This is a genomic window from Streptomyces sp. NPDC048291 (assembly GCF_043201715.1).
GTDB lineage: Bacteria > Actinomycetota > Actinomycetes > Streptomycetales > Streptomycetaceae > Streptomyces.
Map to the genome: position 1 here is coordinate 204,175 of NZ_JBICZC010000017.1, position 26,949 is coordinate 231,123.

The following is a 26,949-nucleotide window of genomic DNA, read 5'->3' on the forward strand; positions in this document are numbered from 1 at the left end:
ACCGATGTCCTTCCCCCTGCTGACAGCGACGGCGGTCCTCCCGGCCGTCGGCGCGGTCGCCACGGCCGCCGTACCGGCCGCCCGGCGCACCGCCGCCAAATGGCTCGCGCTGCTGGTGTCGCTCGCCACGCTCGTCCTGGCGATCGTCGTCATGGTCCGCTTCGACCCCGGCGGCGCCCGCTACCAGCTCACCGAATCGCACGCCTGGATCGCGGACTTCGGGGTCCGGTACGAACTGGGCGTCGACGGCATCGCCGTCGTCCTGATCGCGTTGACCGCCCTGCTGATGCCGTTCATCATCCTGGCCGGCTGGAACGACGCCGACCCGCTGGAGACCGGCAGCAAGCGGTGGCGGCCCACCCAGGGCTTCTTCGCCCTGATCCTGGCCGTCGAGGCGATGGTGGTCATCTCCTTCGAGGCCACCGACGTCTTCCTCTTCTACATCTTCTTCGAAGCCATGCTCATCCCGATGTACTTCCTCATCGGCGGCTTCGGGGACCGCGCCCACGCACAGGGCGAGGAGGCCGCGTCGACGCAGCGGTCGTACGCCGCCGTGAAGTTCCTCCTCTACAACCTGGTCGGCGGCCTGATCATGCTGGCCGCGGTGATCGGCCTCTACACGGTCGCCGGGAACTTCTCCCTCGCCGAGATCGCGCAGGCCCGCGCCAACGGCACCCTGCACATGGCGACCGGCACCGAACGCTGGCTGTTCCTCGGCTTCTTCTTCGCCTTCGCCGTGAAGGCGCCGCTGTGGCCGCTGCACACCTGGCTGCCCAACGCCATGCAGGAGTCCACCGCCCCCGTCGCCGTCCTCATCACCGCGGTCGTCGACAAGGTGGGCACGTTCGCGATGCTCCGCTTCTGCCTCCAGCTCTTCCCGGAGGCGTCGAAGTGGGCGACGCCCACCATCCTGGTGCTCGCCCTGATCAGCATCATCTACGGCGCACTCCTCGCCGTCGGGCAGCGCGACATCAAGCGGCTGGTCGCCTACGCGTCCATCTCGCACTTCGGGTTCATCATCCTGGGCATCTTCGCGATGACCAGCCAGGGCCAGTCCGGCGCCACCCTCTACATGGTCAACCACGGCATCTCGACCGCCGCGCTGATGCTGGTCGCCGGCTTCCTGATCTCCCGGCGGGGCTCCCGGCTCATCGCCGACTACGGCGGCGTGCAGAAGGTCGCCCCGGTCCTCGCCGGCACCTTCCTGATCGGCGGCCTGGCCACCCTGTCGCTGCCCGGCCTCGCCCCCTTCGTGAGCGAGTTCCTGGTCCTGGTCGGCACGTTCACGCGCTACCCGGCGATCGGGATCATCGCCACCTTCGGCATCGTCCTCGCCGCGCTCTACACCCTCGTCCTCTACCAGCGGACGATGACGGGCCCGGTGAAACCGGCGGTCGCCACGATGCCCGACCTGAAGGCACGCGAACTCCTCGTGGTCGCCCCGCTGATCGTCCTGCTGATCTTCCTGGGCGTCTATCCGAAGCCCGTCACGGACATCGTCAACCCGGCGGTCAAGCAGACCATGTCGGACGTACACAAGACCGACCCGAAGCCCGCAGTGGAGGCGGCCAAGTGAGCGCAGCAGCCGTCCACAGCCTGTGGACAACCGCAGCCGAGCCGATCACGAAGATCCCGGCGCCGAAAATCGAATACGGGCAGCTGTCACCCACCCTGATCGTCGTCGGCGCGGCGATCGTCGGGGTGCTGGTCGAGGCGTTCGTCCCGCGCAAGTCCCGTTACTACGCCCAGGTGTTCGTCTCCGCCGTCGCCCTGTGCGCCGCCTTCGCGGCGGTCGTCGCCCTGGCCGCCGACGGATACGGCACCACCAAGGCGCACATCGCCGCCATGGGCGCCATCGCCGTCGACGGACCGTCCCTGTTCCTCCAGGGCACGATTCTGCTCGCCGGACTCGTCGGCCTGTTCACCTTCGCCGAACGCCGCCTCGACCCCGAGGCCCACGGCAACCGCGTCGACTCCTTCGCCGCCCAGGCCGCCGCGGTCCCCGGCAGCGACACCGAGAAGGCCGCCGTCAAGGCGGGGTTCACCACCACCGAGGTCTTCCCGCTCCTGCTCTTCGCCGTCGCCGGCATGCTGGTGTTCCCCTCGGCCAACGACCTGCTGACGCTCTTCGTGGCGCTGGAGGTCTTCTCCCTCCCGCTCTACCTGCTGTGCGCCCTGGCCCGCCGCAAGCGCCTCATGTCGCAGGAAGCCGCCGTCAAGTACTTCCTGCTCGGCGCGTTCGCCTCCGCGTTCACCCTGTTCGGCATCGCCCTGCTCTACGGCTACGCCGGCTCGGTGTCCTACGCCACCATCGCCCAGGTCGTCGACGGCACCGTCACCAACGTCGACCCGGCCCTCGCCAACACCATGGGCAACGACGCCCTGCTCCTCATCGGCACCGCCATGCTCGTCATGGGCCTGCTCTTCAAGGTCGGTGCCGTGCCCTTCCACATGTGGACGCCGGACGTCTACCAGGGCGCGCCCACCCCGGTCACCGGCTTCATGGCCGCCGCCACCAAGGTCGCCGCCTTCGGCGCCCTGCTGCGGCTCCTGTACGTCGTCCTGCCCGGCATGCGCTGGGACTGGCGGCCGGTCATGTGGGGCGTCGCGATCATCACCATGCTGGGCGGCGCGATCGTCGCGATCACCCAGACCGACATCAAGCGGCTTCTCGCCTACTCGTCGATCGCACACGCCGGATTCATCCTCGCCGGCGTCATCGCGACCTCGAAGGACGGCGTGTCGTCCGTCCTCTTCTACCTGGCCGCCTACTCCTTCGTGACCATCGGAGCGTTCGCCGTGGTCACCCTGGTGCGCGACGCGGGCGGCGAGGCCACCCACCTGTCCAAGTGGGCCGGGCTCGGCCGCCGTTCGCCACTCGTGGCAGCCGTCTTCGCCGTCTTCCTGCTGGCCTTCGCGGGCATCCCGCTGACCTCCGGCTTCGCCGGAAAGTTCGCCGTGTTCAAGGCGGCCGCCGAGGGCGGGGCGGTCCCGCTCGTCGTGATCGGTGTGATCTCGTCCGCGATCGCCGCGTTCTTCTACATCCGCGTGATCGTCCTGATGTTCTTCAGCGAGCCGAGGCCCGAGGGGCCCACGGTCGCCGTGCCGTCACCGCTCACCATGGCGGCGATCGGCCTCGGCGTCGCCGTCACCCTGGTGCTCGGTGTCGCACCGCAGTACTTCCTGAACCTGGCGAGCCAGGCCGGAGTGTTCGTGCGCTGAGGCATCCCGCACGGCCCCGGGCCCCGGCTCCCGAACAGGAGCCGGGGCCCACGCGCGTGTGCGGCCCAGGACTACGGGCACGTCACCGTGGGATTCCACGGCGCGAACAGACCGCTCGGATTGTCCTTCCAGATCCACGCGCGCAACGTGTACACCGGCCCCGTGACACCGGGAACCGTCGTCGGCTGGAACTGCTGTCCGAACAACGCCGGCGCGGTGGTCCCGCTGCCCGCCCGCACGATCCACTCGACCGCGGCCAGGGCACGGTTGCCGTCGGCGTCGGTCTCGTAGAGGAGACCCGCGGGCTCGGCCGGGTCCAGACTGCCGACGGCGGAGGCTTTGACGTAGTGGTAGCCCGCGCCGCCCTGGCCGTCCTTGTCACAGGCGTCGGCCGCGGCGCGGGCGTACCCGTCCGTGACCGCGAACGGCTCGTACTGGTAGTCCGCCGTCGCCGTGTACGTCGGGGTCAGATCCGTCCACGCGAACGGGTCGGGATCGGGCACGGGAGCCGCGTCGGCGGGGACCGCGGCCAGAGCGAACGGCACGGCCAGCGCCAGCGCGGCGCCGGCGGTGCGGGACCTGAGAGACATCCTGATGCTCCTTGGGGCGGAAGAGGCACGCGAGCGCGGGGCCTCCGTACGACGCGGGCCTCCCCGGTCCCGCCCGTGCAGCATCGCCCGCGCCTCTTCCCGGCCGCCACGCGAAGACCGCCAAAGGGCTGAGGACAGGACCGAGGACACCGCCGGACGGGGGAACCCCGCACCGGAACCCCTCTCCCGGGCGGGCAGCCTGTGGATAACTCCGGCGCTGTCGGTCCGGACCCCTATCGTGGAGGCAGTGGTCGAAGGACGACGTACGGGGGACACGACGATGGGCGGGACGGGCGGGACCGACGAGATGCCAGGGACGACCGAGACGCCGGGGGCGCCACAGGCGCACGGCCCGGCGGACAGCGAGGCACTGGCCGCGCTGCACCGGGTCTTCGGGTACGACGCCTTCCGGGGCGAGCAGGAAGCGATCATCGAGCATGTGGTGGCGGGCGGCGACGCCGTCGTCCTCATGCCCACCGGCGGCGGAAAATCACTGTGCTACCAGATCCCCGCCCTGGTCAGACCGGGTACGGGCATCGTGGTGTCACCGCTCATCGCCCTCATGCAGGACCAGGTGGACGCCCTGCGCGCCCTCGGCGTCAACGCGGGGTTCATCAACTCCACCCAGGACTTCGACGAGCGGCGCGTCGTCGAAGCGCAGTTCCTCGCGGGCGAGCTCGACCTGCTCTACCTGGCCCCCGAGCGGCTCCGACTGGACTCCACCCTCGACCTGCTCGGCCGCGGCAAGATCGCCGTCTTCGCCATCGACGAGGCGCACTGCGTCTCCCAGTGGGGCCACGACTTCCGCCCCGACTACCTCTCCCTCTCCCTCCTCGGGGAACGCTGGCCCGACGTGCCGCGCATCGCGCTCACGGCCACCGCCACCCACGCCACCCACCAGGAGATCACCGAGCGGCTGCATATGCCGACGGCCCGGCACTTCGTGGCCAGCTTCGACCGGCCCAACATCCAGTACCGGATCGTCCCCAAGGCCGACCCCAAGAAGCAGCTCCTCACCTTCCTCCGCCAGGAACACGAGGGCGACGCGGGCATCGTCTACTGCCTCTCCCGCAAGTCCGTCGAGACCACGGCCGAATTCCTGACCCGCAACGGCGTCGACGCCGTGCCCTACCACGCGGGCCTCGACGCGGGCACCCGCGCTACCCACCAGTCCCGCTTCCTGCGCGAGGACGGCCTGGTCGTCGTCGCCACCATCGCCTTCGGCATGGGCATCGACAAACCCGACGTCCGCTTCGTCGCCCACCTCGACCTGCCCAAATCCGTCGAGGGCTACTACCAGGAGACCGGCCGCGCCGGCCGCGACAGCCTGCCCTCCACCGCCTGGATGGCCTACGGCCTCAACGACGTCATACAGCAGCGCAAGCTCATCCAGTCCGGCGAGGGCGACGAGGCCTTCCGCCGCCGCGCCCAGGCCCACCTCGACTCCATGCTCGCCCTGTGCGAGACCGCCCAGTGCCGCCGCGGCCAGCTTCTCAACTACTTCGGCCAGGACCCCGACGCCGCGGGCTGCGGCAACTGCGACACCTGCCTCACCCCGCCCGAGACCTGGGACGGCACCGTCGCCGCCCAGAAGGTCCTCTCCACCGTCGTACGACTCCAGCGCGAACGCGGGCAGAAGTTCGGCGCCGTCCAGATCGTCGACATCCTGCTGGGCAAGCGCACCGCCAAGGTCATCCAGTTCGACCACGACCAGCTGTCCGTCTTCGGTATCGGCACCGACCTCGACGAAGGCGAATGGCGGGGCGTCGTCCGGCAGCTCCTCGCCCAGGGACTGCTCGCGGTCGAGGGCGAGTACGGCACCCTGGTGCTCACCGAGGGCAGCGGGACGGTCCTGCGGCGGGAGCGCGAGGTCCCGCTGCGCAAGGAGCCGAAGAAGCCGGCGGTCTCGCGAGCGGCCGGAAGCTCCGGATCCTCCGGGTCCTCCGGCAAGGGCAAGGCCAAGGCCGCCGTGGCAGAGCTGCCCCCGGAACTGCTCCCCGCCTTCGAGGCCCTGCGCGCCTGGCGCGCCGAGCAGGCCCGCGAACAGGGTGTACCCGCCTACGTGATCTTCCACGACGCCACCCTGCGGGAGATCGTCAGCCGGTGGCCCGAGTCCGTCGCCGAACTCGCCACCATCGGCGGGGTCGGCGAGAAGAAGCTCATGACGTACGGAGAGGGCGTCCTCAAGGCGCTCGCGGCCCTGAAGACGCCGCCCGCCGCGGCCCCCGCCGCACCTGGGACCGGGGACGACGACCACTGGCCCGAGATGGACGCGGAACCGGAACCGGAGGACTGGATGTAGGACCCGGCGCACCGGCCCCTAGGCGCTCATCGACGTGCGGGCCTCTTCGACCCACCCCGAAACCGCCTTGGCTCCGCAGCTCCGGGCGACCGCCTCGGCCTCGTCGAGGTGCCGGAGTGCCGCCGGTCGGTCGCCGGTCTCGGCCGCGAGGTAGGCGAGGGCCACCAGGCCCGCCGCTTCCCCGGGCCTGAAGGCGATCTCCCGGCGCAGCGTCACCGACTCGGTCAGCTTCTCGCGGGCCCGGTCGAAGTCGCCCGCGTCCCGGTCGACGAAACCGAGGTGGCGCACCGCGTAGGACATCGTCCTCCGGTCGTCGACGGACCTCGCCAGCGCGTACGACTGCTCGAAGTACGGTCTGCCGGTGGCGCCTTCGCCCTTCACCACCTGGTGCCAGCAGCCGATCCAGAACAACGCGTCGGCCTCACCCGACGCGTCCGCCAGCCGCCGGTACAACTCCGCCGCACGCTCGAAGAACGCCGGCTCCTGGCTGTCCTCTTCGAGGCCGCCGAGAAAGCGCACGTGCAGTACCTTGCCCCGTGCCATGGAGAGCCGCGCCTCGACCGCGTCCAGTACCTCGTCGGAGCGGTCCAGCGCGGAGGTGTCCCCGCCGAACATCGCCGCTTCGAAAAGCTCGCCCGCCTGCTCAACCCAGTCCTGCCCCTGCATCCGCAGCCCCCTGACTTTCCCCGTCGGACGAAGACAGTGCCGAGGCTATCTCCGCGCCCCCGTGGGGAGTCGAATCAATTGGCGGCGGCCGAGGGGCTAGCCGAGTGCCGTCAGCCCCGGTGCGAACGCGATCAGGAGCGGCAGCAGGGGGACCAGGGCGGCCACCGTCGTCGTCAGGGCCCGCTGGCGGCGCAGCAGCCGTGGTGGCGGTTCGAGCAGGCGGTCGACCCGCTCGCCCAGCAGCCGGCGGCTCGACGCGCAGGACAGGACGCCGCGGTGCTGGTTCAGTTCGATCAGGGCCAGTGCGGTGGTGAGGTGGCCGCAGCGGCGGGACGCCGTGTCGTCCGCGGCGAGTTCGACGAGCCGGTGGGTCTGGTCGCAGAAGTGGGAGAAGAGCGGCACGCGCGGGAAGCCCGTGGCCAGGGCGCTGGACAGGTGGAGCAGCCAGTCGTGATGGGCGCGCGCGTGGCCCCTTTCGTGGGTGAGCACGGCGTCGAGCTGGTGGTCGGTGAGGCGGTGCAGCGCCCCCGTCGTCACGACCAGCTGTGGCGGATGGCCCGGCATCCACCAGGCGTCCGGGTACTCGTCCTCCAGCACCAGCATCGGTCCGCGTGCCGCGGGCAGCCCCGCCGGCAGTTCGGGTGCCCGCTCACGCAGGTGTGCGCGGGTCCGGTCGCGGCGGCGCCGGGCCTCGACCAGCTCGCGCGCCAGCATCGCCGTCGTCCACGCGGCCCCGGACGCCAGCAGCACCGTGAGGGCGACCGCCCACAGGGGCGCGACGGAGAGGTCGTACGCGGCGGTGACCGCCGGTGGTGCCGGCGCGAAGACCCGGTCGCGCACGGTGTGGAAGACGGCCGCCGCGCCCAGGGTCAGCGCGGCCAGGCAGCACATCAGCACGGTGGCGACCAGGCACTGCCACACCCACAGCGCGACCACCGGTTCCCGCTCCGGCCACAGGGACCGCACCAGGGCGCGCGGCGCAGGTACCGCGGCCGTCAGGGCGACGACGGTCAGCAGGAGCAGGCAGACGGTCATGCCGGGGCTCCGTTTCCTGATCGGAGATGTGCGCGGGTGGTCCGCGGTGCGGGGGTGATACGCCGTGGCGTGACATGGTGCGGGCGCCGGCGCGTCACGTGGTGCGTGCGCCGACGCCTCGCACGGTGCGCGTGCGGGCGCATCGCATGGTGCGTGTCCCGTCAGTATGACGGTGCCGGGCGTCCCGAGTCAGGTGACGACGACGATCCGGGCGCGCCCTTCCGTTCCCCGGTCCTGCGCGCTCCTCACCCCGTCACGATCCGCCCGCTGACCTCCCCGAGCCCCACCCGGCTGCCGCCCGGTCCCGGAGCCCATCCCGACATCGTCACCACGTCGCCGTCCTCCAGGTACGTCCGCTTCCCGTCCGGGAGTTCGAGCGGGTCGCGTCCGTTCCAGGTCAGCTCCAGCAGCGATCCGCGTTGTCCGGGCTCCGCGCCGCTCACCGTGCCGGAGCCGTACAGGTCGCCGGTGCGCAGGGAGGCACCGTTGACCGTCAGGTGGGCGAGTTGCTGGGCGGCGGTCCAGTACATGGTGGAGAACGGCGGCTCGGACACCGTCTGCCCGTTGATCGCGATCGACATCCGCAGGTCGTAGCCGGTGGGTTCCTCCGTGCTGTCGTCGAGGTACGGCAGCAGCGGGTGCGTCCGCCGCGGCGGGGCGACCCGTGCCTCCTCCAGGGCGTCCAGCGGGGTGATCCACGCGGACACCGAGGTCGCGAACGACTTGCCGAGGAACGGGCCGAGCGGGACGTACTCCCAGGCCTGGATGTCCCGTGCCGACCAGTCGTTGAGCAGGCACAGGCCGAACACGTGCTCCCTGAAGTCGGCCAGGGCCACCGTGCTGCCCTGCCGCGAGGGCGTGCCGACGACGAAGCCGACCTCGGCCTCGATGTCCAGCCGTGCCGAAGGGCCGAACACCGGCGCCGGGTCCGTGGGCGCCTTCCGCTGTCCCGAGGGCCGTACGACGTCCGTCCCGGACACCACGACCGTGCCCGCGCGGCCGTGGTAGCCGATCGGCAGGTGCTTCCAGTTGGGGGTGAGCGGTTCGGCGGCGTCGGGGCGGAAGACGCGGCCGGCGTTCCGGGCGTGGTTCTCGGAGGCGTAGAAGTCGACGTAGTCGGCGACCTCGAAGGGGAGGTGCAGGGTCACCCCGGCCAGCGGGTGCAGGAGGGGGGCGAGCGTCTCGCGGTGCGCGGGCACGGTCACCCAGGCGGTCAGGGCGCGCCGCACGTCCGACCAGGCGGTGCGGCCGGCGGCCAGCAGCGGGTTGAGGGTCGGGCGGGCGAGCAGGGTGGCGTACGGGGAGCCGAGGGCGAGGGCCGCGGCTCCGGCGTCGAGGACATGGTCGCCGAGGCGGACGCCGACCCTCCGTTCCGTGCTCCCGGAGGTCGAGAACACGCCATACGGAAGGTTGTGCGGGCCGAAGGGGTCACCCTCGGGGACCTCGAAGGGGGTCAAGGGGGGCATGGGGTGACTGCCTCGCTCTCATCCGTGCCGCGCGGGGGTTGGCCATGTGGCGACGTCACTATGGCGTTGCGCGGCGTTCCATGTGGTCGCGCCACACGTTACGGGTGAGTTGGCTGTCGTGGCAGTGTCTAAAGAGTTCGCAATGTCCTAATAGCCCTTGTCGGAGGGGGCAATTCCGGCTTAGCGTCCTTTGGGGGACACGGACGGGGTGGATCCGGTCCGTAGAGGGGGACACGTGGGGGGACCCGTGGCCAGGAATGCCGTCAGCGTGCCGTTCGAGGCGGACCGTGACGTGCCGGGCCTGATCGTCAAGTTCGGCGACTATCCGCTGCATCACGGCGGGGTCGGCGCGATTCGCAGTCTGGGCCGCCTGGGCGTTCCCATGTACGCGATCACCGAGGACGCGTACACGCCGGCGGCTTCGTCCCGTTACCTCAAACGGGCGTTCGTGTGGCCGACGACAGGCGCCGAGGAACCGGACCATCTCGTCGAGGGACTGCTGCGCATCGGCCGCCGCATCGGCCGTCCGACCGTGCTGATCCCCACCGACGAGGAGGCCGCGGTCCTGATCGCCGAGCACCAGGACGCGCTCGGCGACCGTTTCCTCTTCCCGCGCGTGGACCCGGAACTGCCCCGCCGGCTGGCGAGCAAACAGGGCCTGCACGAACTGTGCGTGGAGCACGGCATCCCGAGCCCGGCCGCCGCCTTCCCCGACTCGTACGACGAGATCGCCGACTTCGCGGAGAAGGCCCGCTTCCCGATCGTCGCCAAGAACCGCGAGGCGTTCGTCCGGCGCAAGCAGCCCGCCGTCAACGGAACGACGCGGATCGCCACCCGGGAGGGGCTGCTCACCCTCGCCCGTGACTGGGGCACCCATCCGGGTGTCATCCTCCAGGAGTACCTCCCGAGGGAGGAGGCCGAGGACTGGATCGTGCACGCGTACTTCGACGCCGACTCCAATCCGTGCGCCCTGTTCACAGGGGTCAAGGTCCGCTCCTGGCCGCCGCACGCCGGCATGACCGCGAACGCGTACGTCGTCGACAACCCGGAACTCGCCGACCTTGCCGCGCGTTTCATCAAGCAGATCGGCTTCACCGGCGTCATCGACCTCGACCTGCGCTTCGACCGGCGGGACGGGCAGTACAAGCTGCTCGACTTCAATCCGCGCATGGGCGCCCAGTTCCGGCTCTTCGAGAGCGAGTCGGGGGTGGACGTCGTCCGCGCCATGCATCTGGACCTGACCGGGCGCCGCGTTCCGGAGGGGGAGCAGCGCGCCGGCCACCGTTACGTGGTGGAGAACATCGACCTGCCCGCCCTCCTCGCCTACCGCCGCAGCGGCTACACGACACCGCACGCACCGAAGCGGCCGAGCGGGACCGAGCTGGCCTGGCTGGCGGGCGACGACCCGCTGCCGTTCGTCACCATGCTCGCCCGCTTCGTGCGCCCGGGCGCGAAGCACCTCTACCAGCTGTGGCGCACCAACCGCCGTGGTTCCAGCGCCGCCATGAAGTAGGCACAGTTCTCGGGCATCTCGGAAAACATCACGCCCGCCACCGACAGCGGCCCCATCACGGAGGCGGCGGGCGCCACTTGAGGCCGAAACGCACAGTGAGTCCCAGGGCCGCGCTGTCCGTATTCTCTGATCATGGTCGCACCCTCCCCGTACTCACTGATCGCCACCGACCTGGACGGCACGCTGCTGCGCGGCGACGACACCTTCTCGGAACGGTCGCTGGCCGCGCTCGGGCGAGCGGGCCGGGCCGGTGCCCGCCACCTCGTGGTGACCGGCCGTCCGGCCCCGAGAGTGCGCCCGCTCCTCGACGACCTCGGCTGCACGGGACTCGCGGTCTGCGGTCAGGGCGCGCAGGTGTACGACGCCGGGTCGAACCGGCTGCTGTGGTCGGTCACCCTGGACCGGGAACTGGCGGAGACCGCACTCGGCAAGATCGAGGCCGAGATCGGCCAGGTGTACGCGGCGGTCGACCAGGACGGCGTGGACGGGCTCACGCTCATCGAGCCGGGCTATCTGATGCCCCACCCCACGCTGCCCGCGCTGCGCGTCGCCCGGCGCGACGACCTGTGGTGCGCGCCCATCAGCAAGGTGCTGCTGCGCCACCACACCCTGTCCGACGACGAACTGGCGGCGACGGCCCGCTCGGTGGTCGGATCGCTGGCGACGGTCACGATGTCGGGCCCGGGAACCGTCGAACTGCAGCCGTGCGGGGTGACCAAGGCGACCGGGCTCGCGCTGGCCGCCGACCGTCTGGGGCTGAGCCCCGAACAGGCCATCGCCTTCGGTGACATGCCCAACGACATCCCGATGTTCGAGTGGGCGGCCCACGGGGTGGCGATGGCCGACGCCCACCCCGAACTCAGGGCGGTGGCCGACGAGATCACCACGTCGAACGAGGACGACGGCATCGCCGTCGTCCTCGAAAGACTCTTCGACTGACGTAGGACGTCGAAGGCACCTCGGCGGGACGCCGAAGGGACGTCGACGGGACTTCGGTCAGTACGCGCCGTGGACGTTGTCGATCGAGCCGTACCGCGCGGCCGCGTAGTTGCAGGCGGCGGTGATGTTCGCGACCGGGTCGTAGACGTCGAACGACGTGCCGTCCACGTGGTAGGTCTTGAACGTCGGGTCGATCACCTGGAGCAGGCCCTTGGACGGGATGCCCTTGGCCGCGTTGGAGTCCCAGAGGTTGATGGCCTGCGGGTTGCCGGAGGACTCCCGGATGACGTTGCGGTAGATGCCGTTGTAGGTGCCCGGGATGTTCTTCTCCCGCATGATCGCGAGGGACTCGCGGATCCAGCCGTCGAGGTTGTTCGGGTACCCGGCGAGGGTCGTCGAGGCCGTCGTGGTGGAGGAGCCGGCGGCGGACGCGGCCGTCGCCCCGATGAGCGGCAGGGCGAGTACGGCGGCACCGGTGCCGACGACGGCGAGGGTGCGGACGATGCGGTTACGGCGGGGACGGTGGTGCTGAGCGACAGCAGGCATGGCGAAGTTCCTCTCCGTCGCCTGCGAGGTGAGCTGTCGGGTTCGGGCCCGGGGAGTGCCCGGCCGCACCGCCCGAAGGCGATGCGACTTCACCCCTAGCCGTTCCGGAACGACGTCTGTTCTGTGACGTCGGCCGCCCGGTCCGGCGACTTACCTGGGTCCCCCGCTCCTGCCAAGCGAATGAACTCGTTGATGGGTCACTACGGGCGGCGGCAGGATTCGGCGTCCGCCCGGCGAGCCGGAACGTATGCGAGAGCACATGTCCGGAACAAGAGGCTGATTCACACAACATGCTGATTGACCTTGATCTGTGCCGTATGGGGCACTTGATCCTTTGCTGTTGCCAACCCTCAACTGGCCTACAGGGAAAGGAGGGAAGGGTCGCCTGGCGGCCTCTGTGGCCCCAGGGTCCACGTGACCTACTTCACGAATCCGCAATAACGGCAAATTGGGACATGTGGGATTCGCGGAATCCGGCCTTTTCCTGGTTCGAGGGAATAGCGTCTCGCTCGTATTCGTTCGGATTGCCTCCCTGGGGGTAATCAATGCGAATAATTATTGAGATTAGTCCGTATTGTCGGTTTTTGCGGCGACGCGTGCATGCTGCTCATCGGGTTCAACGGGGTGGCCGGGACGGTCGGTTGGCGAGTCCGGGTGTCGGGGGCGCGCGTGATTCTCGTCACGTCGGTCGAAGGGGGGTGTCGGGGAATCGGAGTCCGGTGCGCGTGTCCACCGTGAGGGCGGAACCTCCCCTGCGGTGCCCGTCGTTGACTTGGTGGACGCCCGAGCGTCACGCGCGCGGTCGGGAGAACGCGGATCGGGGAGGTCGTCGTGCATGCTCTCGCGGAGGAAGGGTGTACGGACGGGTGCGCCCGGGCAGGTGACGTCGGTCCGGGGGAGCGGGGTCGATCGCGGGCGGCGGTCGTCCGGAGAGCCCGGTGCGGGGTCCGGTTCGGGACACGGCCCGGGCCTCGGTTCGGGACAACTGCCCGCACTTCCTGTTAAGTCATTGGATGTCAGGTCGTATCAGCTGATCAAAAACATAACGGTCGTGATCCGATAGCGCCCGGGGTGTAACCGTGGGCGCTATCGGTGATCGAAACCTGACCGGATACGCTGACTTGAGTGATGGCAGCGACCTATCGACAAACCGTGTAATCGCCAGTAGACACCAGCAGACAGGAGACCCCTCGTGACCGTCGTCGGGCCGTTCGGGCTGAGCGTGCGGGACCAGGCTCTGGAAGCCGATGTCCAGGCCGGATTGACGGCTGTCGAGGAGGGCTTGCTAGAAGCCACCAAGAGCGAGGTCCCGTTCATCACGGAGGCGGCGCAGCACCTCGTGCGGGCCGGGGGGAAGCGGTTCCGCCCGCTGCTGGTGATGCTCGCCGCGCAGTTCGGTGACCCGTACGCACCCGGTGTCGTGCCGTCGGCCGTCGTCGTCGAGCTCACCCACCTGGCCACGCTGTACCACGACGACGTCATGGACGAGGCCGCCGTGCGGCGCGGTGTCGACAGCGCCAACACCCGCTGGGGCAATTCGCTCGCCGTCCTCACCGGAGACTTCCTCTTCGCCCGGGCCTCCCAGATCCTCGCCGACCTCGGACCCGAGGCGGTCCGGGTCCAGGCCCTCGCGTTCGAGCGGCTGGTGACCGGTCAGATCCTGGAGACGGCAGGCCCGTCGGACGGCCGTGACCCGGTCGAGCACTACCTCGACGTGCTCAGTGGCAAGACCGGCTCGCTGGTCGCGGTCTCCTGCCGCTTCGGAGCCATGCTGTCCGGTGCCGACGAGACGGTCGTCGACGTCCTCACCCAGTACGGCGAACGGCTCGGTGTCGCCTTCCAGCTCGCCGACGACGTGCTGGACATCGCCTCCGACTCGCGCGAGTCCGGCAAGACCCCGGGGACGGACCTCCGTGAGGGCGTGCCCACGCTTCCGGTGCTGCGGCTGCGGGAGCGGGCGGCCCGGCTGGGGCTGGCCGAGGACATCGCCCTGTGCGAGCTGCTGGACTCCGACCTCACGGACGACGCGCGGCACGCGGAGGCCCTGACGGCGCTGCGGGCGCATCCGGCGCTTGAGCAGGCCCGCCGGGACGCGGTCCGGTACGCGGAGGAGGCGCGGGCCGCGCTGGGTCCGCTGCCGGAGTGCGACCCGAAGACGGCGCTGGTCGAGCTGTGCGATGCGGTGGTGCACCGAGCCGGATAGCCGGATAGTCCGATATGTGGCTCAGGTCACATTGTTGGACTGAGTCCAATCCGGGACGCGTTCCGTACTCCCACCCAGAAGCCGACGCAGGGGGCGTCGGCTGACACAGGGGGAGAAAACGGAATCATGGTCATCGACGCAACGCGCCGCAAGAGCCTCGTCGCCGCTGCCATCACCGTCACCGCTCTCGGCGGTATCGCCGTCCCGGCATCCGCCGCCACCGGCCACAGCTCCACCGGCCACAGCTCCACCGGCCACGGCGCCACCACCTCCGTCGTCCTCGTCGCCGGCCTGCGCGGTGCCAACGAGGTGCCCGTCGCCGGTGGGCCCGCCGTCGGCGACAAGGACGGCGCGGCGCTGGAGTTCATCCGGGTCAAGGGGGACAAGGTGACCGTCGCCGTGACCTGGCGCGGTACCGGCGGGCCGACCGACCTGCACATCCATCAGGGCGCCAAGGGCACCAACGGCGGCGTCAAGATCGACTTCGGGAAACTGCTGAAGACGGCCAAGGGTCACAGCGTCACCGGCACCGTCAAGGTCACCGACAAGGCCCTGCTCAAGCAGCTCACCACCGACCCCGGGGCCTTCTACGCCAACCTGCACACCGCCGAGTTCCCCGGCGGCGCCCTCCGCGGCCAGCTGCACACCGTCACCACCGTCTCCGACCTGAAGAACGGCGGCTTCCTGGCCTCCGTCGTCACCGGCAAGCAGATCTACGAGTGCAAGCCCGCCGACGGCGGCGGCTACGCCTTCGCCCAGCGCGACGTCGGCGCCAGGCTCGGCGGCGGCATCCGCCACTCCTTCACCGCACCGAACTCCGGTACCCCGCAGTGGGTCGCACCCGACGGCACCGCGGTCACCGGAGCCGTCCTGACCAAGACGGCCAACGGCACCGGAAACATCCCCGAACTCGACCTCAAAGCCACCCGGACCGGCAAGAAGCACGGGCTGCTCGCCCGCACCGGCGAGATCCTGCGCCTCAACACCGTCGGCGGCGTCGCCCCGGCCGGCACCTGCACCCCGGGCGCCGTCGTCGGCGTCCCCTACCGGGCGGACTACGTGTTCGTGCAGCACTGAGCGGACACGGCACGTGATCTGCGCAGGCACAGCGCGTGCCGGGAGGCGCCTTCACCACACGACCCCTACGGGTCGGGGGAGGCGCCTTCGCCCTTGTGTCATACCGCAGGTGTACGCCGAGTTGGCTCCGTGGTCTGACGCCTGCCCGCCTCCGATTTGGTGAGATGGAAACCACGGAAATCACCACCGCTCACCGATTCGGGTGAGAATGGCGGCTCAGGGTGGGACACGTGCGAGGACGGCCGCCGCCGACGACGGAGGTAAGGCACACATGGCACCGTACGAATCCGACGACAGCACGGGGGCCGCGCAGGCCGAGGACGAGCTGCGCGCCGAGTTGCGCGCCGAGCGGCGGCGCAAGACCGCACGGTACGTCGTTCCGGTCGCGGTGGTGGGCGTGGCCGCGGCCACCATCGGCCTGGTCCCGGCGCTCGCCAGCTCGGGCGACCCCAACCTGCCGAAGATCACCGCGCAGGAACTCATCGACAAGATCGCCAAGTCGGACGTGCAGCAGCTGTCCGGCACCGTGAAGATCAGCACCGACCTCGGCCTGCCCGACCTCGGCGGTCTGGAGAGCGGCCTGCTGTCCGGGGCGACGCAGGGCAGCGGCGACGGCTCGTCCGCCGACCCGACCAGCAAGCTCACCGAGCTGGCCTCCGGCACGCACACCCTGCGGGTGGCCGCCGACGGCCCCGAGAAGCAGAAGGTGTCGGTGCTGGAGAGCGGCGCCGAGTACAGCCTCATCCACAACGGCACCGACGTGTGGGGCTACGACAGCAAGTCCGACGAGGTCTACCACTCCACCGTCGCCGACTCCGGCAAGGCCGAGCGGCACGAGACCCCGGCCACGCCCAAGGACTTCGCCGACGAGGTCCTCAAGTCGGTCGACGACACCACGTCGGTCACGGTCGACGGCACCGCCCAGGTGGCCGGCCGGGACGCCTACCGGCTCGTCATCAAGCCCAAGCAGTCCGGTACGACGGTCGGCGCGATCAGCATCGCGGTGGACGCCAAGACCGGTACGCCGCTGAAGTTCACGCTCACCCCGTCGAGTGGCGGCGCGGCCGTCGTCGACGCCGGCTACACCCAGGTCAGCTTCGCGAAGCCGGCCGCCTCGACCTTCGACTTCACCCCGCCCAAGGGCGCCAAGGTCACCGAGGGCGACGAGACCGGCAAGGGTGCCGAGGGCGGCAAGGCCGACGGACAGGACCGGGGCGGCAAGGCCTCCGAGGTGCCCGGCCACGGCTCCGCCGAGGGCCTCGACAAGTCCGGCTTCGACGTCCTCGGCAAGGGCTGGAACTCCATAGCCGTCCTGGACAGCGGCAGCAAGGGCGGCGTGCCCACCGGCTCCGCCTCGGGCTCCGCCTCCGGCAGCGGCGACCTGAGCGGCTTCCTCGGCTCGCTCGGCGACCCCGTCTCCGGCAAGTTCGGCAAGGGCACCGTCTTCTCCACCCGGCTGATCAACGCCCTGATCACGGACGACGGGAAGGTGTACGTCGGCGCCGTGGACAAGGCCGCGCTGGTGAAGGCCGCCGACGCGGGGTAGCAGAGAGGGCGGCGCGGGTGCGGTCAGTACCCTCCGCCGCACGACGAATCGAGGGAGCCGATGGACCGACCGTCCGCCGCGGAGCGGGAGCCGGAGGACTTCGGGGACCCGGGGGACCCCGGGGGCTCCGAGGACCCCGGGGGCTCCGAGGACCCCGGTGACTCCGCGGGCTCCGCGGTCTCCGGGCACCTCGGAGGCCCGGGTGACCCGGCGGAGGGCGCGCCGGTGGCCGCGGGTGTCATCGACACCCGCGGCCTCACCAAGCGCTACCGCGGCGGACAGCTCGCCGTGGACGGTCTCGACCTGACCGTCCCCGCGGGCAGCGTCTTCGGCTTCCTCGGCCCGAACGGCTCCGGCAAGACCACCACCATCCGCATGCTGATGGGCCTGATCGCACCCACCTCGGGCACCGCCCGCATCCTCGGCCACCCGATGCCGCGCGCCTCCCGCGCCGTACTGCCGCACGTCGGCGCCCTCATCGAGGGCCCGGCGCTGTACGGCTTCCTCTCCGGCCGCGACAACCTGCTGCGGTACGACGCCGCCGACCCCGCCGCCGACCCGCGCACCCGGCGCGCCCGCGTCGAGGCCGCGCTGGACCGGGTGGGCCTCGGGGCCGCCGCGGCGAAGAAGGCGAAGGCCTACTCCCTCGGCATGAAGCAGCGCCTGGGCCTCGCCGCCGCGCTGCTCCAGCCCCGCAGGCTGCTGGTCCTGGACGAGCCGACCAACGGCCTCGACCCGCAGGGCATGCGGGAGATCCGCACCCTGGTCCGGGAACTGGCCGGGGACGGCACCACCGTGTTCCTCTCCTCCCACCTCCTCGACGAGATCGAGCAGGTCTGCACGCACGCGGCCGTCATGGCACAGGGACGGCTGATCGCCCAGGGCGCGGTGGCCGACCTGGCGGCCGGGGCCCGCGGCCGGCTCGTGGTGACCACCCCGGACCCCGGGGAAGCGGCCCGGGTGCTCAAGGAACAGGGCGTCGCGGACGTCGTCGTCGCCGAGGACCGGGTGACCGGCGAGCCGCCCGAGCGCGACCTCGCCGAGGTGAACGCGGCGCTCGTCACGGCCGGCGTCCGGGTCCGTGGCTTCACCGTGGAACGGGCCTCGCTGGAGGACGCGTTCGTGGCACTGACCGGGGAGGGCTTCGATGTCGCGGGCTGACCTGACCGTCGTGGAGCCGGCGGACACAGCGGCCGTACGGCCGAACCCGCTGTGGAGCCTCGGCCTGCTGCGCAGCGAACTCGTCACCACGTTCCGCCGCTGGCGCACCCTCGCCCTGCTCGGCGTACTGGCGGCGGTGCCGATCCTCGTCGGGATCGCCGTCAGGATCGAGACGCGGGGCGGCGGGGAGGCCGGCCGGGGCGGCGGCGACGGCCCGGCGTTCATCGCCCAGGTCACCAACAACGGACTGTTCCTGGTGTTCACGGCGCTCGCCGCGACCCTCCCGTTCTTCCTGCCGATGGCCGTCGGGGTGGTCGCCGGGGACGCGGTCGCGGGCGAGGCCGACGCCGGCACCCTGCGCTATCTGCTGGTCGCGCCGGCGGGCCGCACCCGCCTGCTGCTCGTCAAGTACGCGACGACGATGGCCTTCTGCCTGGTCGCGACCCTGGTGGTGGCGGCCTCCGCGCTCGCCGTCGGCGCGCTCCTCTTCCCGCTCGGCGACCTGACCACGATCTCCGGTACCCGGATCTCCTTCGCCGACGGCCTCGGCCGCGCCCTGCTGATCGCCCTGGTCGTCGCCGCGTCCCTGGCCGGCGTCGCCGCCCTCGGCCTGTTCGTGTCCACCCTGACCAACAGCGGCATCGCGGCGATGGCGACGACCGTGGGCCTGCTCATCACGGTCCAGATCCTTGACCAGATACCCCAGCTGCACGCGCTGCAGCCGTACTTCTTCTCCCACTACTGGCTGTCCTTCGCCGACCTGATGCGCGACCCCGTCTACTGGGACGACCTGGTCAAGAACCTGGAGTTGCAGGCCCTGTACACGGCGGTGTTCGGATCGGCGGCCTGGGCGCGGTTCACCACGAGGGACATCACCGCCTAGGGCCTGTCTGACCATTCCCGTCGTCGCCCGGAGGGCGGGCTCGCGGCGTCGGGTGCGTGCTCTCGGCGTGCCGGGCGTAGGCCCTCGTACCGGACGTACTCGGGTGTGCGCCCGGTGCGGCGAGTGGGGGTCCCCCCGGCCGAAGGCTGGGGGAGCGTGCATGGCGTCGCGAGGCGGACGGGAATGGTCAGACAGGCCCTAGCGGGGCCCGCACGGTCCGCTCCTTCCTGGTGCGAGGCTGTGACGTCGCGGTGACGCGCGAGTCGTGCCGAGCGGAGACACTGGATCGTACGCACGAGTACGACCTGGGTACGACCGGATGGTGACGCCGGGGGAATGAGGGCCGATGTCCCGACTCAGCCGCGAGGAGAAGCGGGAAGTCCAGCAGGAGGGGCGGCTGGCACCGGTCGACGTCCGGGTGGCGGGCGCGACCGCGTCCGTGGACGGCGTACCGCTGTTCACGGGCCCGGGTGAGGAACCCCAGCAGGCGGTCCTCAACCACCTCCAGCGCCTCGCCCGCGCCACCGGCCGCCCGGTCCTCGCCACGGTCCATGACACCCGCATCGGCTACGTCGTCCCCCTCCAGGTGAACCTGGACGGCTCCAGCAGCTTCACCGGCGACCCGGTACGACTGGCCCAACAGGTCGCCGAACCGAAGGAGCAACCCGCACCGACGGCACCGACGGCACCGACCGCATCAGCCCCGAAGGAACCCGCGCGGGCCGCGGCCCCGACGTTCCCGCAGCGGTCGCAGCGGTCGCAGCAGTCGCAGCAGGCGTTGCAGGCGGTGCCGCAACCGCCCGCCGCCCCGTCGGCACCGCCCTCCTTGCCGGCTCTGTCGGCCCTGCCCGCCCTGTCGGCCCCGCCCGCCCCGCCGTCCGTCGTCCCGCCCCTGCCGCCCGCGCCGGGCACCGTGCGGCCCCCCACCGGCGTCTTCGGCCCGCCGCCCGTGATGAGCCCCCTTGCCCTTGCCCCCGCTCCGGCCTCCGGGACGGCCGTCACCACCGCCCCCGAAGCACCGGCGGCCGACCGCGACCCGTATCCCGACCCCGGTCCCGACCCGGACCCTCGCTCCACTCCCACTCCCGCCCGCGGCTTCGACGCGGTCGCCGAGGAGGTGCTCGGGGACGAGCCCGTGACGCTGACGGCGGAGGGGGCCGCGCTGCTCACCGAGCCGGTGGCGCGGATCAACGAGGCCGTCCGGACGGGCCGTATCGATGCGGCGGCCGAGCTCGCGGAGCGCACCGTCGCCAAGGCCGCCGCGGTCCTCGGCGACAACCACACCGAGGTGCTGCACCTGGGCGAGCTGACCGCGTACATCTCCTACCTGGCGGGCGACCCGGTGCGGGCCTTCCACCTCTCCCTCGACCTGGCCCGGCAGCGCCGGCACGCAGGGGACGGCGAGGCGGCGTACGGGAACGTGCGGAGCGCGGCGACCGCCTGGCGCGCCGTGCGCGACCCCGAGCACGGGCTGCGCCTGGGCCGCGAGCTGATCGACCTGTGGGCGCAGCTCACCGCCGAGGACGGCCCGGCCGCCGCCGACGCCGAGGAGCTGGAGTCGGCCCGCGCCCGGATGGCCCGCCTCACCGAACGTGCCCGCCGCGCGGCCGGGAACGCCTGAGCGTCGTCACTGCACGCAGAACTCGTTGCCCTCCGGGTCGGCCATCACGGTCCACGCCCCGGAGGGCTCGGAGACGTGCCGTACCACGGCCGCGCCCAGCGCCTCCAGGCGCGCCACCTCGTCCGCCCGCCTGCCCTCCCCGGCGTGCAGGTCGATGTGGAGCCTGTTCTTGCCGGACTTCGTCTCCGGCACCCGCTGGAACAGCAGCCGCCGCCCCAGCCCCGTCCCGCGCTCCTCGTCGTACGGGTCGTCCGGGTGCCGTACGGCGATCAGGTCGCGGAAGGCGGCACGGCCCTGGTACTCCAGGGTGGCCGCGCCCGGCAGCGCGCCCAGCTCCAGCAGCCGTGCCACGAACGCGCTGTTGTCCTCGGCCACGTAGTGCAGCGCGGCGGCCCAGAAGTCGGCCTGCGCGTGCGGGTCACGGGCGTCGACGACGAGCTTCCAGTGCAGGGGTGCGGGCGTCTGCGTCATGCCGCCCACTTATAGCCGACGGCTCCGACAGTCACACCTGACTTGCGGGAGTCTCCGCGACCGGGGTGGCCGGCCGTGGTAGAGGCGCCGCCGCGAGCGCCCGCGCGGTCCGGTGGGCGGTGCGCAGCGCGTCCCAGGTGAGCAGGGCGAGGGCGAGCCAGACCAGGACGAAGCCGGCCCAGCGCTCGGCGGGCATCGCCTCGTGGAAGTAGAGGATGCCGAGCAGGAACTGGAAGACCGGCGCAAGGTACTGCAACAGGCCGAGGGTGGAGAGCGGGACGCGGATCGCGGCCGCGCCGAAGCAGACCAGCGGGACGGCGGTGACGATGCCGGTGGAGGCCAGCAGGGCGGCGTGCCCGGCGCCGTCGTTCACGAAGCTCGACTCGCCGTGGCCGACCAGCCACAGCAGATAGCCGAGCGCCGGCAGGAACTGGATCGCGGTCTCTGCCGCGAGTGACTCGACGCCGCCGAGGTTGACCTTCTTCTTGACGAGTCCGTAGGTGGCGAAGGAGAAGGCGAGGACGAGGGAGATCCACGGCGGCTGCCCGTAACCGACGGCCAGTACGACGACGGCGGCGAATCCGACGCCCACCGCCGCCCACTGCGCGGGCCGCAGCCGTTCCTTCAGCAGCAGCACGCCCATGGCGATGGTCACCAGGGGGTTGATGAAGTAGCCGAGGGACGCCTCGACCACGTGCCCGGCGTTCACGGCCCAGATGTAGACGCCCCAGTTGACGGTGATCACGGCGGCGGCGACCGTCACCAGGGCCAGCCGGCGCGGCTGCCTCAGCAGCTCGCCGGCCCAGGCCCAGCGCCGTACGAAGACGAGTGCGACGGCGACGAAGACGAGGGACCACACCATCCGGTGGGCCAGGATCTCCATCGACCCGGCGGGCTTCAGCAGCGGCCAGAACAGGGGGACCAGCCCCCACATCCCGTAGGCCGCGAAGCCGTTCACCAGCCCTGTCCGTCGCTCACCCTTCGATATGTCGGCCACCGGCCCTCCTCACCCCAGTTTCGTCAGTACGCCGGGACGAAGGTAGCGCCGAGTACCCCGGCCTGTCATGGCCGTATCGGCATACGGTCATGACAGGCCGGGGTGACGGGTTTCCGTGCGCCTACTTGAGCGCGGCGGTGATCGCCTCGGAGAGCGGGGAGGTCGGGCGGCCGGCCAGGCGGGAGAGGTCGCCCGAGTCGACGACCAGCTCGCCCTTGGCGATCGACGCGTCGACGTCGACCAGGATCGTGGCGAACATCTCGGGCACGCCGGCGCCCGTCAGGATGGACTGCATCGCCTCGGCGGGCACGGAGTTGTAGGCGATCTCCTTGCCGGTCTGCTTCGACAGCTCGGCCGCGTACTCGGCGAAGCTCCAGGCGACGTCGCCGCCGAGCTCGTACGTCTGGTTCTCGTGGCCCTCGCCGGTGAGCACGGCCACCGCGGCGGCCGCGTAGTCGGCGCGGGAGGCCGAGGAGACCCGGCCCTCGCCTGCGGCCGTGACGACGGCGTCGTGCGCGAGGACGGGGGCGAGGTTCTCGGTGTAGTTCTCGTGGTACCAGCCGTTGCGCAGCAGGGTGTACGGCAGGCCGGAGGCGAGCAGCACCTCCTCGGTGGCCCGGTGGTCGTCCACCAGCGAGGCGTGCAGGCTGCCCGGGGCGCTGGTGTACGCCAGCAGGGCGACGCCGGCCGCCTTGGCGGCGTCGATGACGACCTTGTGCTGCGCCGGGCGGCCCTTGTCGAACTCGTTGCCGGAGATCAGCAGCACCTTGTCGCCGGCGGCGAAGAGACCGTCGAAGGTCTCGGGGGTGTTGTAGTCCGCGACGGCGATCGTCACGCCCGCGGCGGCGAAGTCGGCGGCCTTGGCCTCGTCGCGCACGACGGCGGTGATCTGCTCGGCCGGGACCTTGTCCAGCAGCTGCGTCACGACGTGACGGCCGAGGTGTCCGGTGGCTCCGGTGACAACGATGCTCATGGTGTGCGATCTCCTTGTGGGGTTCCGGTGTCGCTAACCCTAGGGCGAGCGCTAACCAAAAGAAAGTACCCACTTTGAAGTAAGGTACTGGCATGCCAGTAAGCGTCTCCGCAGCCGGAACCGCAGCCGGAACCGCAGCCGGAACCGAAGCAAGAACCGAAGCCAAGACCGAAGCAAGAACCGAAGCCAAGACCGAAGTCGAAGCAGCGCCGAGGGCCGAGACGTACGTCGTCGGCGAGGAGATGTGCCCGTACCGTCTGGTCCTGGAGCACGTCACCAGCCGCTGGGGCGTCCTGGTCCTCATCCGGCTCCTCGACCGCCCGCACCGCTTCAGCGAGCTGCGCCGCGCGATCGGCCGGGTCAGCGAGAAGATGCTCACCCAGACCCTGCAGACCCTGGAACGCGACGGCCTCGTCCACCGCGACGCCAAGCCCGTCATCCCGCCGCGCGTCGACTACTCCCTCACCGACCTCGGCCGCGAGGCCGCCCGGCAGGTACGGGACCTGGCCCTGTGGACCGAGCGGCGCATGGCGGACGTGGAGCGGGCCAGGGAGGCGTACGACGACGCCAAGCGCGCCTGAGGGGCCCCTGGGGACGCGGACGGGGCCCGGACGCGCGTCGTCCGGGCCCCGCCCACACTCCTGACTCCGTGGGGTCAGCCGACGACGGTCCAGGTGTCCCCGCCGGCCAGCAGCGCCGCGAGGTCGCCCTTGCCGCGCTGCTCGGTCGCGGTGTCCAGCTGCTCGGACATCTGCACGTCGTAGACGGGCCGTTCCACCGAGCGGAAGACGCCGAGGGGCGTGTGGTGCAGGGTGTCCGGGTCGGCCAGCCGGGACAGCGCGAAGGCCGTGGTGGGTGAGGGGGAGTGGGCGTCGTGGACGAGGACCTCGGACTCGTTGTCCGCGGTCACGTCGACCACCTTCAGGTCGCCGGTGAGCCGGTCGCGCACGACACCGCGCGCGTTGTCCGCGCCGAAGCGGATGGGCTTGCCGTGCTCCAGGCGGATCACCGCCTCCTCGGCCGACTGCTTGTCCTTGAGCGCGTCGAAGGCGCCGTCGTTGAAGATGTTGCAGTTCTGGTAGATCTCGATCAGGGCCGTACCCGGGTGGGCGGCGGCCGCGCGCAGCACCTCGGTCAGGTGCTTGCGGTCGGAGTCGATGGTGCGGGCGACGAAGGACGCCTCCGCGCCGATCGCCAGCGACACCGGGTTGAACGGGGCGTCCAGCGAGCCCATCGGCGTCGACTTGGTGACCTTGCCGACCTCGGAGGTCGGTGAGTACTGCCCCTTCGTCAACCCGTAGATGCGGTTGTTGAAGAGGAGGATCTTCAGGTTGACGTTGCGGCGCAGCGCGTGGATCAGGTGGTTGCCGCCGATGGACAGCGCGTCACCGTCACCGGTCACCACCCACACCGACAGGTCACGCCTGCTGGTCGCCAGCCCGGTCGCGATGGCGGGGGCACGGCCGTGGATGGAGTGCATGCCGTACGTGTTCATGTAGTACGGGAAACGCGACGAGCAGCCGATGCCCGAGACGAAGACGATGTTCTCCTTCGCCAGCCCCAGCTCCGGCATGAACCCCTGTACGGCCGCGAGGATCGCGTAGTCACCGCAGCCCGGGCACCAGCGCACCTCCTGGTCCGACTTGAAGTCCTTCATGGACTGCTTGGCCTCGGCCTTCGGCACGAGCTGGAGCAACTGGTCGGTGGCGTCGATCGCATCAGTCATCGATGGCCTCCTTGAGCGCCGTGGCGAGCTGCTCGGCCTTGAACGGCATGCCGTTGACCTGGTTGTACGAATGCGCGTCCACCAGGTACTTCGCCCGGATGAGGGTGGCGAGCTGACCGAGGTTCATCTCGGGGATCACCACCCTGTCGTACCCCTTCAGCACCGCGCCGAGATTCCTCGGGAACGGGTTGAGGTGCCGCAGGTGCGCCTGCGCGATCGGCTCGCCGGCCGCGCGCAGCCGCCGTACCGCCGCCGTGATCGGCCCGTACGTCGATCCCCAGCCGAGCACCAGGGTGAGCGCCCCGTCCGGGTCGTCCACCTCGATGTCGGGGACGTCGATGCCGTCGATCTTGGCCTGCCGGGTGCGGACCATGAAGTCGTGGTTGGCGGGGTCGTAGGAGATGTTGCCCGTGCCGTCCTGCTTCTCGATGCCGCCGATGCGGTGCTCCAGGCCGGGCGTGCCCGGGACGGCCCACGGCCGGGCCAGGGTCTGCGGGTCCCGTTTGTACGGCCAGAAGACCTCGGTGCCGTCGTCCAGGGTGTGGTTGGGGCCGCTCGCGAACTGCACCCGCAGATCCGGGAGCTCCTCCAGCTCCGGGATCCGCCAGGGCTCGCTGCCGTTGGCCAGGTAGCCGTCGGAGAGCAGCATCACCGGCGTCCGGTACGTCAGCGCGATCCGGGCCGCCTCCAGCGCCGCGTCGAAGCAGTCGGCCGGTGTCCGCGGGGCGATCACCGGGACCGGTGCCTCGCCGTTGCGTCCGAACATCGCCTGCAACAGGTCCGCCTGCTCCGTCTTGGTCGGCAGCCCCGTGGACGGCCCGCCCCGCTGGATGTCGACGACCAGCAGCGGCAGCTCCAGCGAGACCGCCAGCCCGACCGTCTCCGCCTTCAGGGCGACACCGGGACCGGAGGTCGTCGTCACGGCCAGCGAGCCGCCGAACGCCGCCCCCAGGGCCGCGCCGATGCCGGCGATCTCGTCCTCCGCCTGGAAGGTCCGCACACCGAAGTTCTTGTGCTTGGACAGCTCGTGCAGGATGTCGGAGGCCGGGGTGATCGGGTACGACCCGAGGAACAGCGGCAGCTCCGCCTGCCGGGACGCGGTGACCAGGCCGTAGGCCAGCGCCAGGTTCCCGGAGATGTTCCGGTACGTACCGACCGGGAACGCCGTCGTCGCCGGGGCGATCTCGTAGGAGACGGCGAAGTCCTCGGTCGTCTCGCCGAAGTTCCAGCCCGCGCGGAACGCCGCCAGGTTGGCCTTCATGACCTCGGGGCTGCGGGCGAACTTCTGCTGGAGGAACCTCTCCGTGCCCTCGGTCGGCCGGTGGTACATCCACGACAGGAGGCCGAGCGCGAACATGTTCTTGCTGCGCTCGGCCTCCTTGCGGCTGAGGTCGAACTCCTTCAGTGCCTCCACGGTCAGCGTGGTCAGCGGCACCGGATGGAGGCTGTAGCCGTCGAGCGAACCGTCCTCCAGGGGCGAGGTGTCGTAGCCGACCTTCTGCATCGCCCGTTTGGTGAACTCGTCCGTGTTGACGATGATCTCCGCGCCGCGCGGCAGATCCCCGATGTTCGCCTTCAGCGCCGCCGGGTTCATCGCGACCAGCACGTTCGGCGCGTCCCCCGGGGTGAGGATGTCGTGGTCGGCGAAATGCAGCTGAAAAGACGAAACCCCCGGCAGAGTGCCTGCGGGGGCCCGGATCTCGGCGGGGAAGTTCGGCAGGGTCGACAGATCATTGCCGAAGGACGCGGTCTCCGACGTGAACCGGTCACCGGTGAGCTGCATACCGTCACCCGAGTCCCCCGCGAACCGGATGATCACCCGATCGAGGCGCCGGACGGCCTTCACACCGCCCGGCTTGCGCTGCTCTCCAACGACGGTTCCGTCGGCCTGTTCCGTTGTCCTGCTGACCTGGCTGGTCACTGAACTGGACCTCCTTCGAGGCGGCTGTCCGGGGGTGGCCGTCCCACCGACCATCCCGCAATCAACCCTACGTCGGTTAGGGTCGCCTTCC

At 70.9% G+C, this 26,949-nt stretch carries 22 protein-coding genes and 1 riboswitch; of the genes, 12 read left to right on the forward strand and 10 right to left on the reverse strand.

What is annotated here, in order from left to right:
- Window positions 1-4: 4 nt before the first annotated feature.
- The gene (locus ACGF5O_RS40280; RefSeq protein ID WP_393814895.1) at window positions 5-1,576 is read left to right on the forward strand and encodes an NADH-quinone oxidoreductase subunit M; all 1,572 of its coding nucleotides are present in this window, start codon (window positions 5-7) and stop codon (window positions 1,574-1,576) included.
- On the forward strand, window positions 1,573-3,222 hold the full coding sequence (gene nuoN / locus ACGF5O_RS40285) for an NADH-quinone oxidoreductase subunit NuoN (RefSeq protein ID WP_393814896.1): 1,650 nt from the start codon (window positions 1,573-1,575) through the stop codon (window positions 3,220-3,222). The genes ACGF5O_RS40280 and nuoN overlap by 4 nt, the downstream gene beginning before the upstream one ends.
- Window positions 3,223-3,293: 71 nt before the next feature.
- On the opposite strand, the gene ACGF5O_RS40290 is transcribed toward nuoN, so the two are convergent.
- The gene (locus tag ACGF5O_RS40290; protein ID WP_393814897.1) at window positions 3,294-3,812 is read right to left on the reverse strand and encodes a hypothetical protein; all 519 of its coding nucleotides are present in this window, start codon (window positions 3,810-3,812) and stop codon (window positions 3,294-3,296) included.
- A gap of 280 nt (window positions 3,813-4,092) precedes the next feature.
- Between ACGF5O_RS40290 and recQ the strand changes: the two genes are divergently transcribed.
- A complete protein-coding gene (gene recQ / locus ACGF5O_RS40295) occupies window positions 4,093-6,114 on the forward strand; it encodes a DNA helicase RecQ (RefSeq protein ID WP_393814988.1) in 2,022 nt (673 codons plus the stop codon).
- An 18-nt stretch (window positions 6,115-6,132) separates the two neighbouring features.
- On the opposite strand, the gene ACGF5O_RS40300 is transcribed toward recQ, so the two are convergent.
- The 3 genes from ACGF5O_RS40300 to fahA all read right to left on the reverse strand — a co-directional run bounded on the left by ACGF5O_RS40300 (window position 6,133) and on the right by fahA (window position 9,272).
- Entirely contained in the window at window positions 6,133-6,780 is a 648-nt protein-coding gene (locus ACGF5O_RS40300; protein WP_393814898.1) for a tetratricopeptide repeat protein, read from the reverse strand.
- Window positions 6,781-6,876: 96 nt separating this feature from the next.
- Complete coding sequence (locus ACGF5O_RS40305) at window positions 6,877-7,815, reverse strand: M56 family metallopeptidase (protein WP_362590696.1); 939 nt, start codon at window positions 7,813-7,815, stop codon at window positions 6,877-6,879.
- A 245-nt stretch (window positions 7,816-8,060) separates the two neighbouring features.
- Entirely contained in the window at window positions 8,061-9,272 is a 1,212-nt protein-coding gene (gene fahA, locus ACGF5O_RS40310; RefSeq protein WP_393814989.1) for a fumarylacetoacetase, read from the reverse strand.
- Between the two features lie 277 nt (window positions 9,273-9,549).
- Between fahA and ACGF5O_RS40315 the strand changes: the two genes are divergently transcribed.
- Complete coding sequence (locus tag ACGF5O_RS40315) at window positions 9,550-10,794, forward strand: ATP-grasp domain-containing protein (protein WP_393814990.1); 1,245 nt, start codon at window positions 9,550-9,552, stop codon at window positions 10,792-10,794.
- 132 nt (window positions 10,795-10,926) lie between these two features.
- Window positions 10,927-11,733 carry an HAD family hydrolase gene (locus tag ACGF5O_RS40320; RefSeq protein WP_393814899.1) on the forward strand — a complete coding sequence of 269 codons (807 nt, stop codon included), beginning with the start codon at window positions 10,927-10,929 and terminating at the stop codon, window positions 11,731-11,733.
- Window positions 11,734-11,790: 57 nt separating this feature from the next.
- On the opposite strand, the gene ACGF5O_RS40325 is transcribed toward ACGF5O_RS40320, so the two are convergent.
- Window positions 11,791-12,279, reverse strand: a complete 489-nt coding sequence (locus tag ACGF5O_RS40325; protein ID WP_393814900.1) for a transglycosylase SLT domain-containing protein — start codon at window positions 12,277-12,279, stop codon at window positions 11,791-11,793.
- A 5-nt stretch (window positions 12,280-12,284) separates the two neighbouring features.
- Window positions 12,285-12,481, reverse strand: a riboswitch (cyclic di-AMP (ydaO/yuaA leader).
- A 990-nt stretch (window positions 12,482-13,471) separates the two neighbouring features.
- Between ACGF5O_RS40325 and ACGF5O_RS40330 the strand changes: the two genes are divergently transcribed.
- The 6 genes from ACGF5O_RS40330 to ACGF5O_RS40355 all read left to right on the forward strand — a co-directional run bounded on the left by ACGF5O_RS40330 (window position 13,472) and on the right by ACGF5O_RS40355 (window position 20,770).
- Entirely contained in the window at window positions 13,472-14,482 is a 1,011-nt protein-coding gene (locus ACGF5O_RS40330) for a polyprenyl synthetase family protein (protein WP_393814901.1), read from the forward strand.
- A 126-nt stretch (window positions 14,483-14,608) separates the two neighbouring features.
- On the forward strand, window positions 14,609-15,559 hold the full coding sequence (locus ACGF5O_RS40335; RefSeq protein ID WP_393814902.1) for a CHRD domain-containing protein: 951 nt from the start codon (window positions 14,609-14,611) through the stop codon (window positions 15,557-15,559).
- A gap of 271 nt (window positions 15,560-15,830) precedes the next feature.
- Window positions 15,831-17,105 (forward strand): outer membrane lipoprotein carrier protein LolA, encoded by a 1,275-nt coding sequence (locus tag ACGF5O_RS40340; RefSeq protein ID WP_393814903.1) that lies wholly within the window; start codon window positions 15,831-15,833, stop codon window positions 17,103-17,105.
- A 60-nt stretch (window positions 17,106-17,165) separates the two neighbouring features.
- The gene (locus ACGF5O_RS40345) at window positions 17,166-18,266 is read left to right on the forward strand and encodes an ATP-binding cassette domain-containing protein (protein WP_393814904.1); all 1,101 of its coding nucleotides are present in this window, start codon (window positions 17,166-17,168) and stop codon (window positions 18,264-18,266) included.
- Window positions 18,253-19,149 carry an ABC transporter permease gene (locus ACGF5O_RS40350; RefSeq protein ID WP_393814905.1) on the forward strand — a complete coding sequence of 299 codons (897 nt, stop codon included), beginning with the start codon at window positions 18,253-18,255 and terminating at the stop codon, window positions 19,147-19,149. Before ACGF5O_RS40345 ends, ACGF5O_RS40350 begins: the two co-directional genes overlap by 14 nt.
- Before the next feature lie 346 nt (window positions 19,150-19,495).
- Complete coding sequence (locus ACGF5O_RS40355; RefSeq protein ID WP_393814906.1) at window positions 19,496-20,770, forward strand: tetratricopeptide repeat protein; 1,275 nt, start codon at window positions 19,496-19,498, stop codon at window positions 20,768-20,770.
- A gap of 6 nt (window positions 20,771-20,776) precedes the next feature.
- On the opposite strand, the gene ACGF5O_RS40360 is transcribed toward ACGF5O_RS40355, so the two are convergent.
- From ACGF5O_RS40360 to ACGF5O_RS40370, 3 genes are all read right to left on the reverse strand, one after another.
- A complete protein-coding gene (locus ACGF5O_RS40360; protein WP_393814907.1) occupies window positions 20,777-21,241 on the reverse strand; it encodes a VOC family protein in 465 nt (154 codons plus the stop codon).
- A gap of 31 nt (window positions 21,242-21,272) precedes the next feature.
- Window positions 21,273-22,238: an EamA family transporter RarD gene (rarD, locus tag ACGF5O_RS40365; protein WP_393814908.1), complete on the reverse strand. Its 966-nt coding sequence runs from the start codon at window positions 22,236-22,238 to the stop codon at window positions 21,273-21,275.
- Between the two features lie 121 nt (window positions 22,239-22,359).
- Window positions 22,360-23,211, reverse strand: a complete 852-nt coding sequence (locus ACGF5O_RS40370) for an SDR family oxidoreductase (protein WP_393814909.1) — start codon at window positions 23,209-23,211, stop codon at window positions 22,360-22,362.
- A 242-nt stretch (window positions 23,212-23,453) separates the two neighbouring features.
- Between ACGF5O_RS40370 and ACGF5O_RS40375 the strand changes: the two genes are divergently transcribed.
- On the forward strand, window positions 23,454-23,792 hold the full coding sequence (locus tag ACGF5O_RS40375; protein ID WP_362591193.1) for a helix-turn-helix domain-containing protein: 339 nt from the start codon (window positions 23,454-23,456) through the stop codon (window positions 23,790-23,792).
- Between the two features lie 74 nt (window positions 23,793-23,866).
- On the opposite strand, the gene ACGF5O_RS40380 is transcribed toward ACGF5O_RS40375, so the two are convergent.
- Together ACGF5O_RS40380 and ACGF5O_RS40385 are read right to left on the reverse strand one after the other, a co-directional pair.
- Window positions 23,867-24,937, reverse strand: a complete 1,071-nt coding sequence (locus tag ACGF5O_RS40380; RefSeq protein ID WP_393814910.1) for a 2-oxoacid:ferredoxin oxidoreductase subunit beta — start codon at window positions 24,935-24,937, stop codon at window positions 23,867-23,869.
- A complete protein-coding gene (locus tag ACGF5O_RS40385; protein WP_393814911.1) occupies window positions 24,930-26,858 on the reverse strand; it encodes a 2-oxoacid:acceptor oxidoreductase subunit alpha in 1,929 nt (642 codons plus the stop codon). Before ACGF5O_RS40385 ends, ACGF5O_RS40380 begins: the two co-directional genes overlap by 8 nt.
- Window positions 26,859-26,949 lie beyond the last annotated feature (91 nt).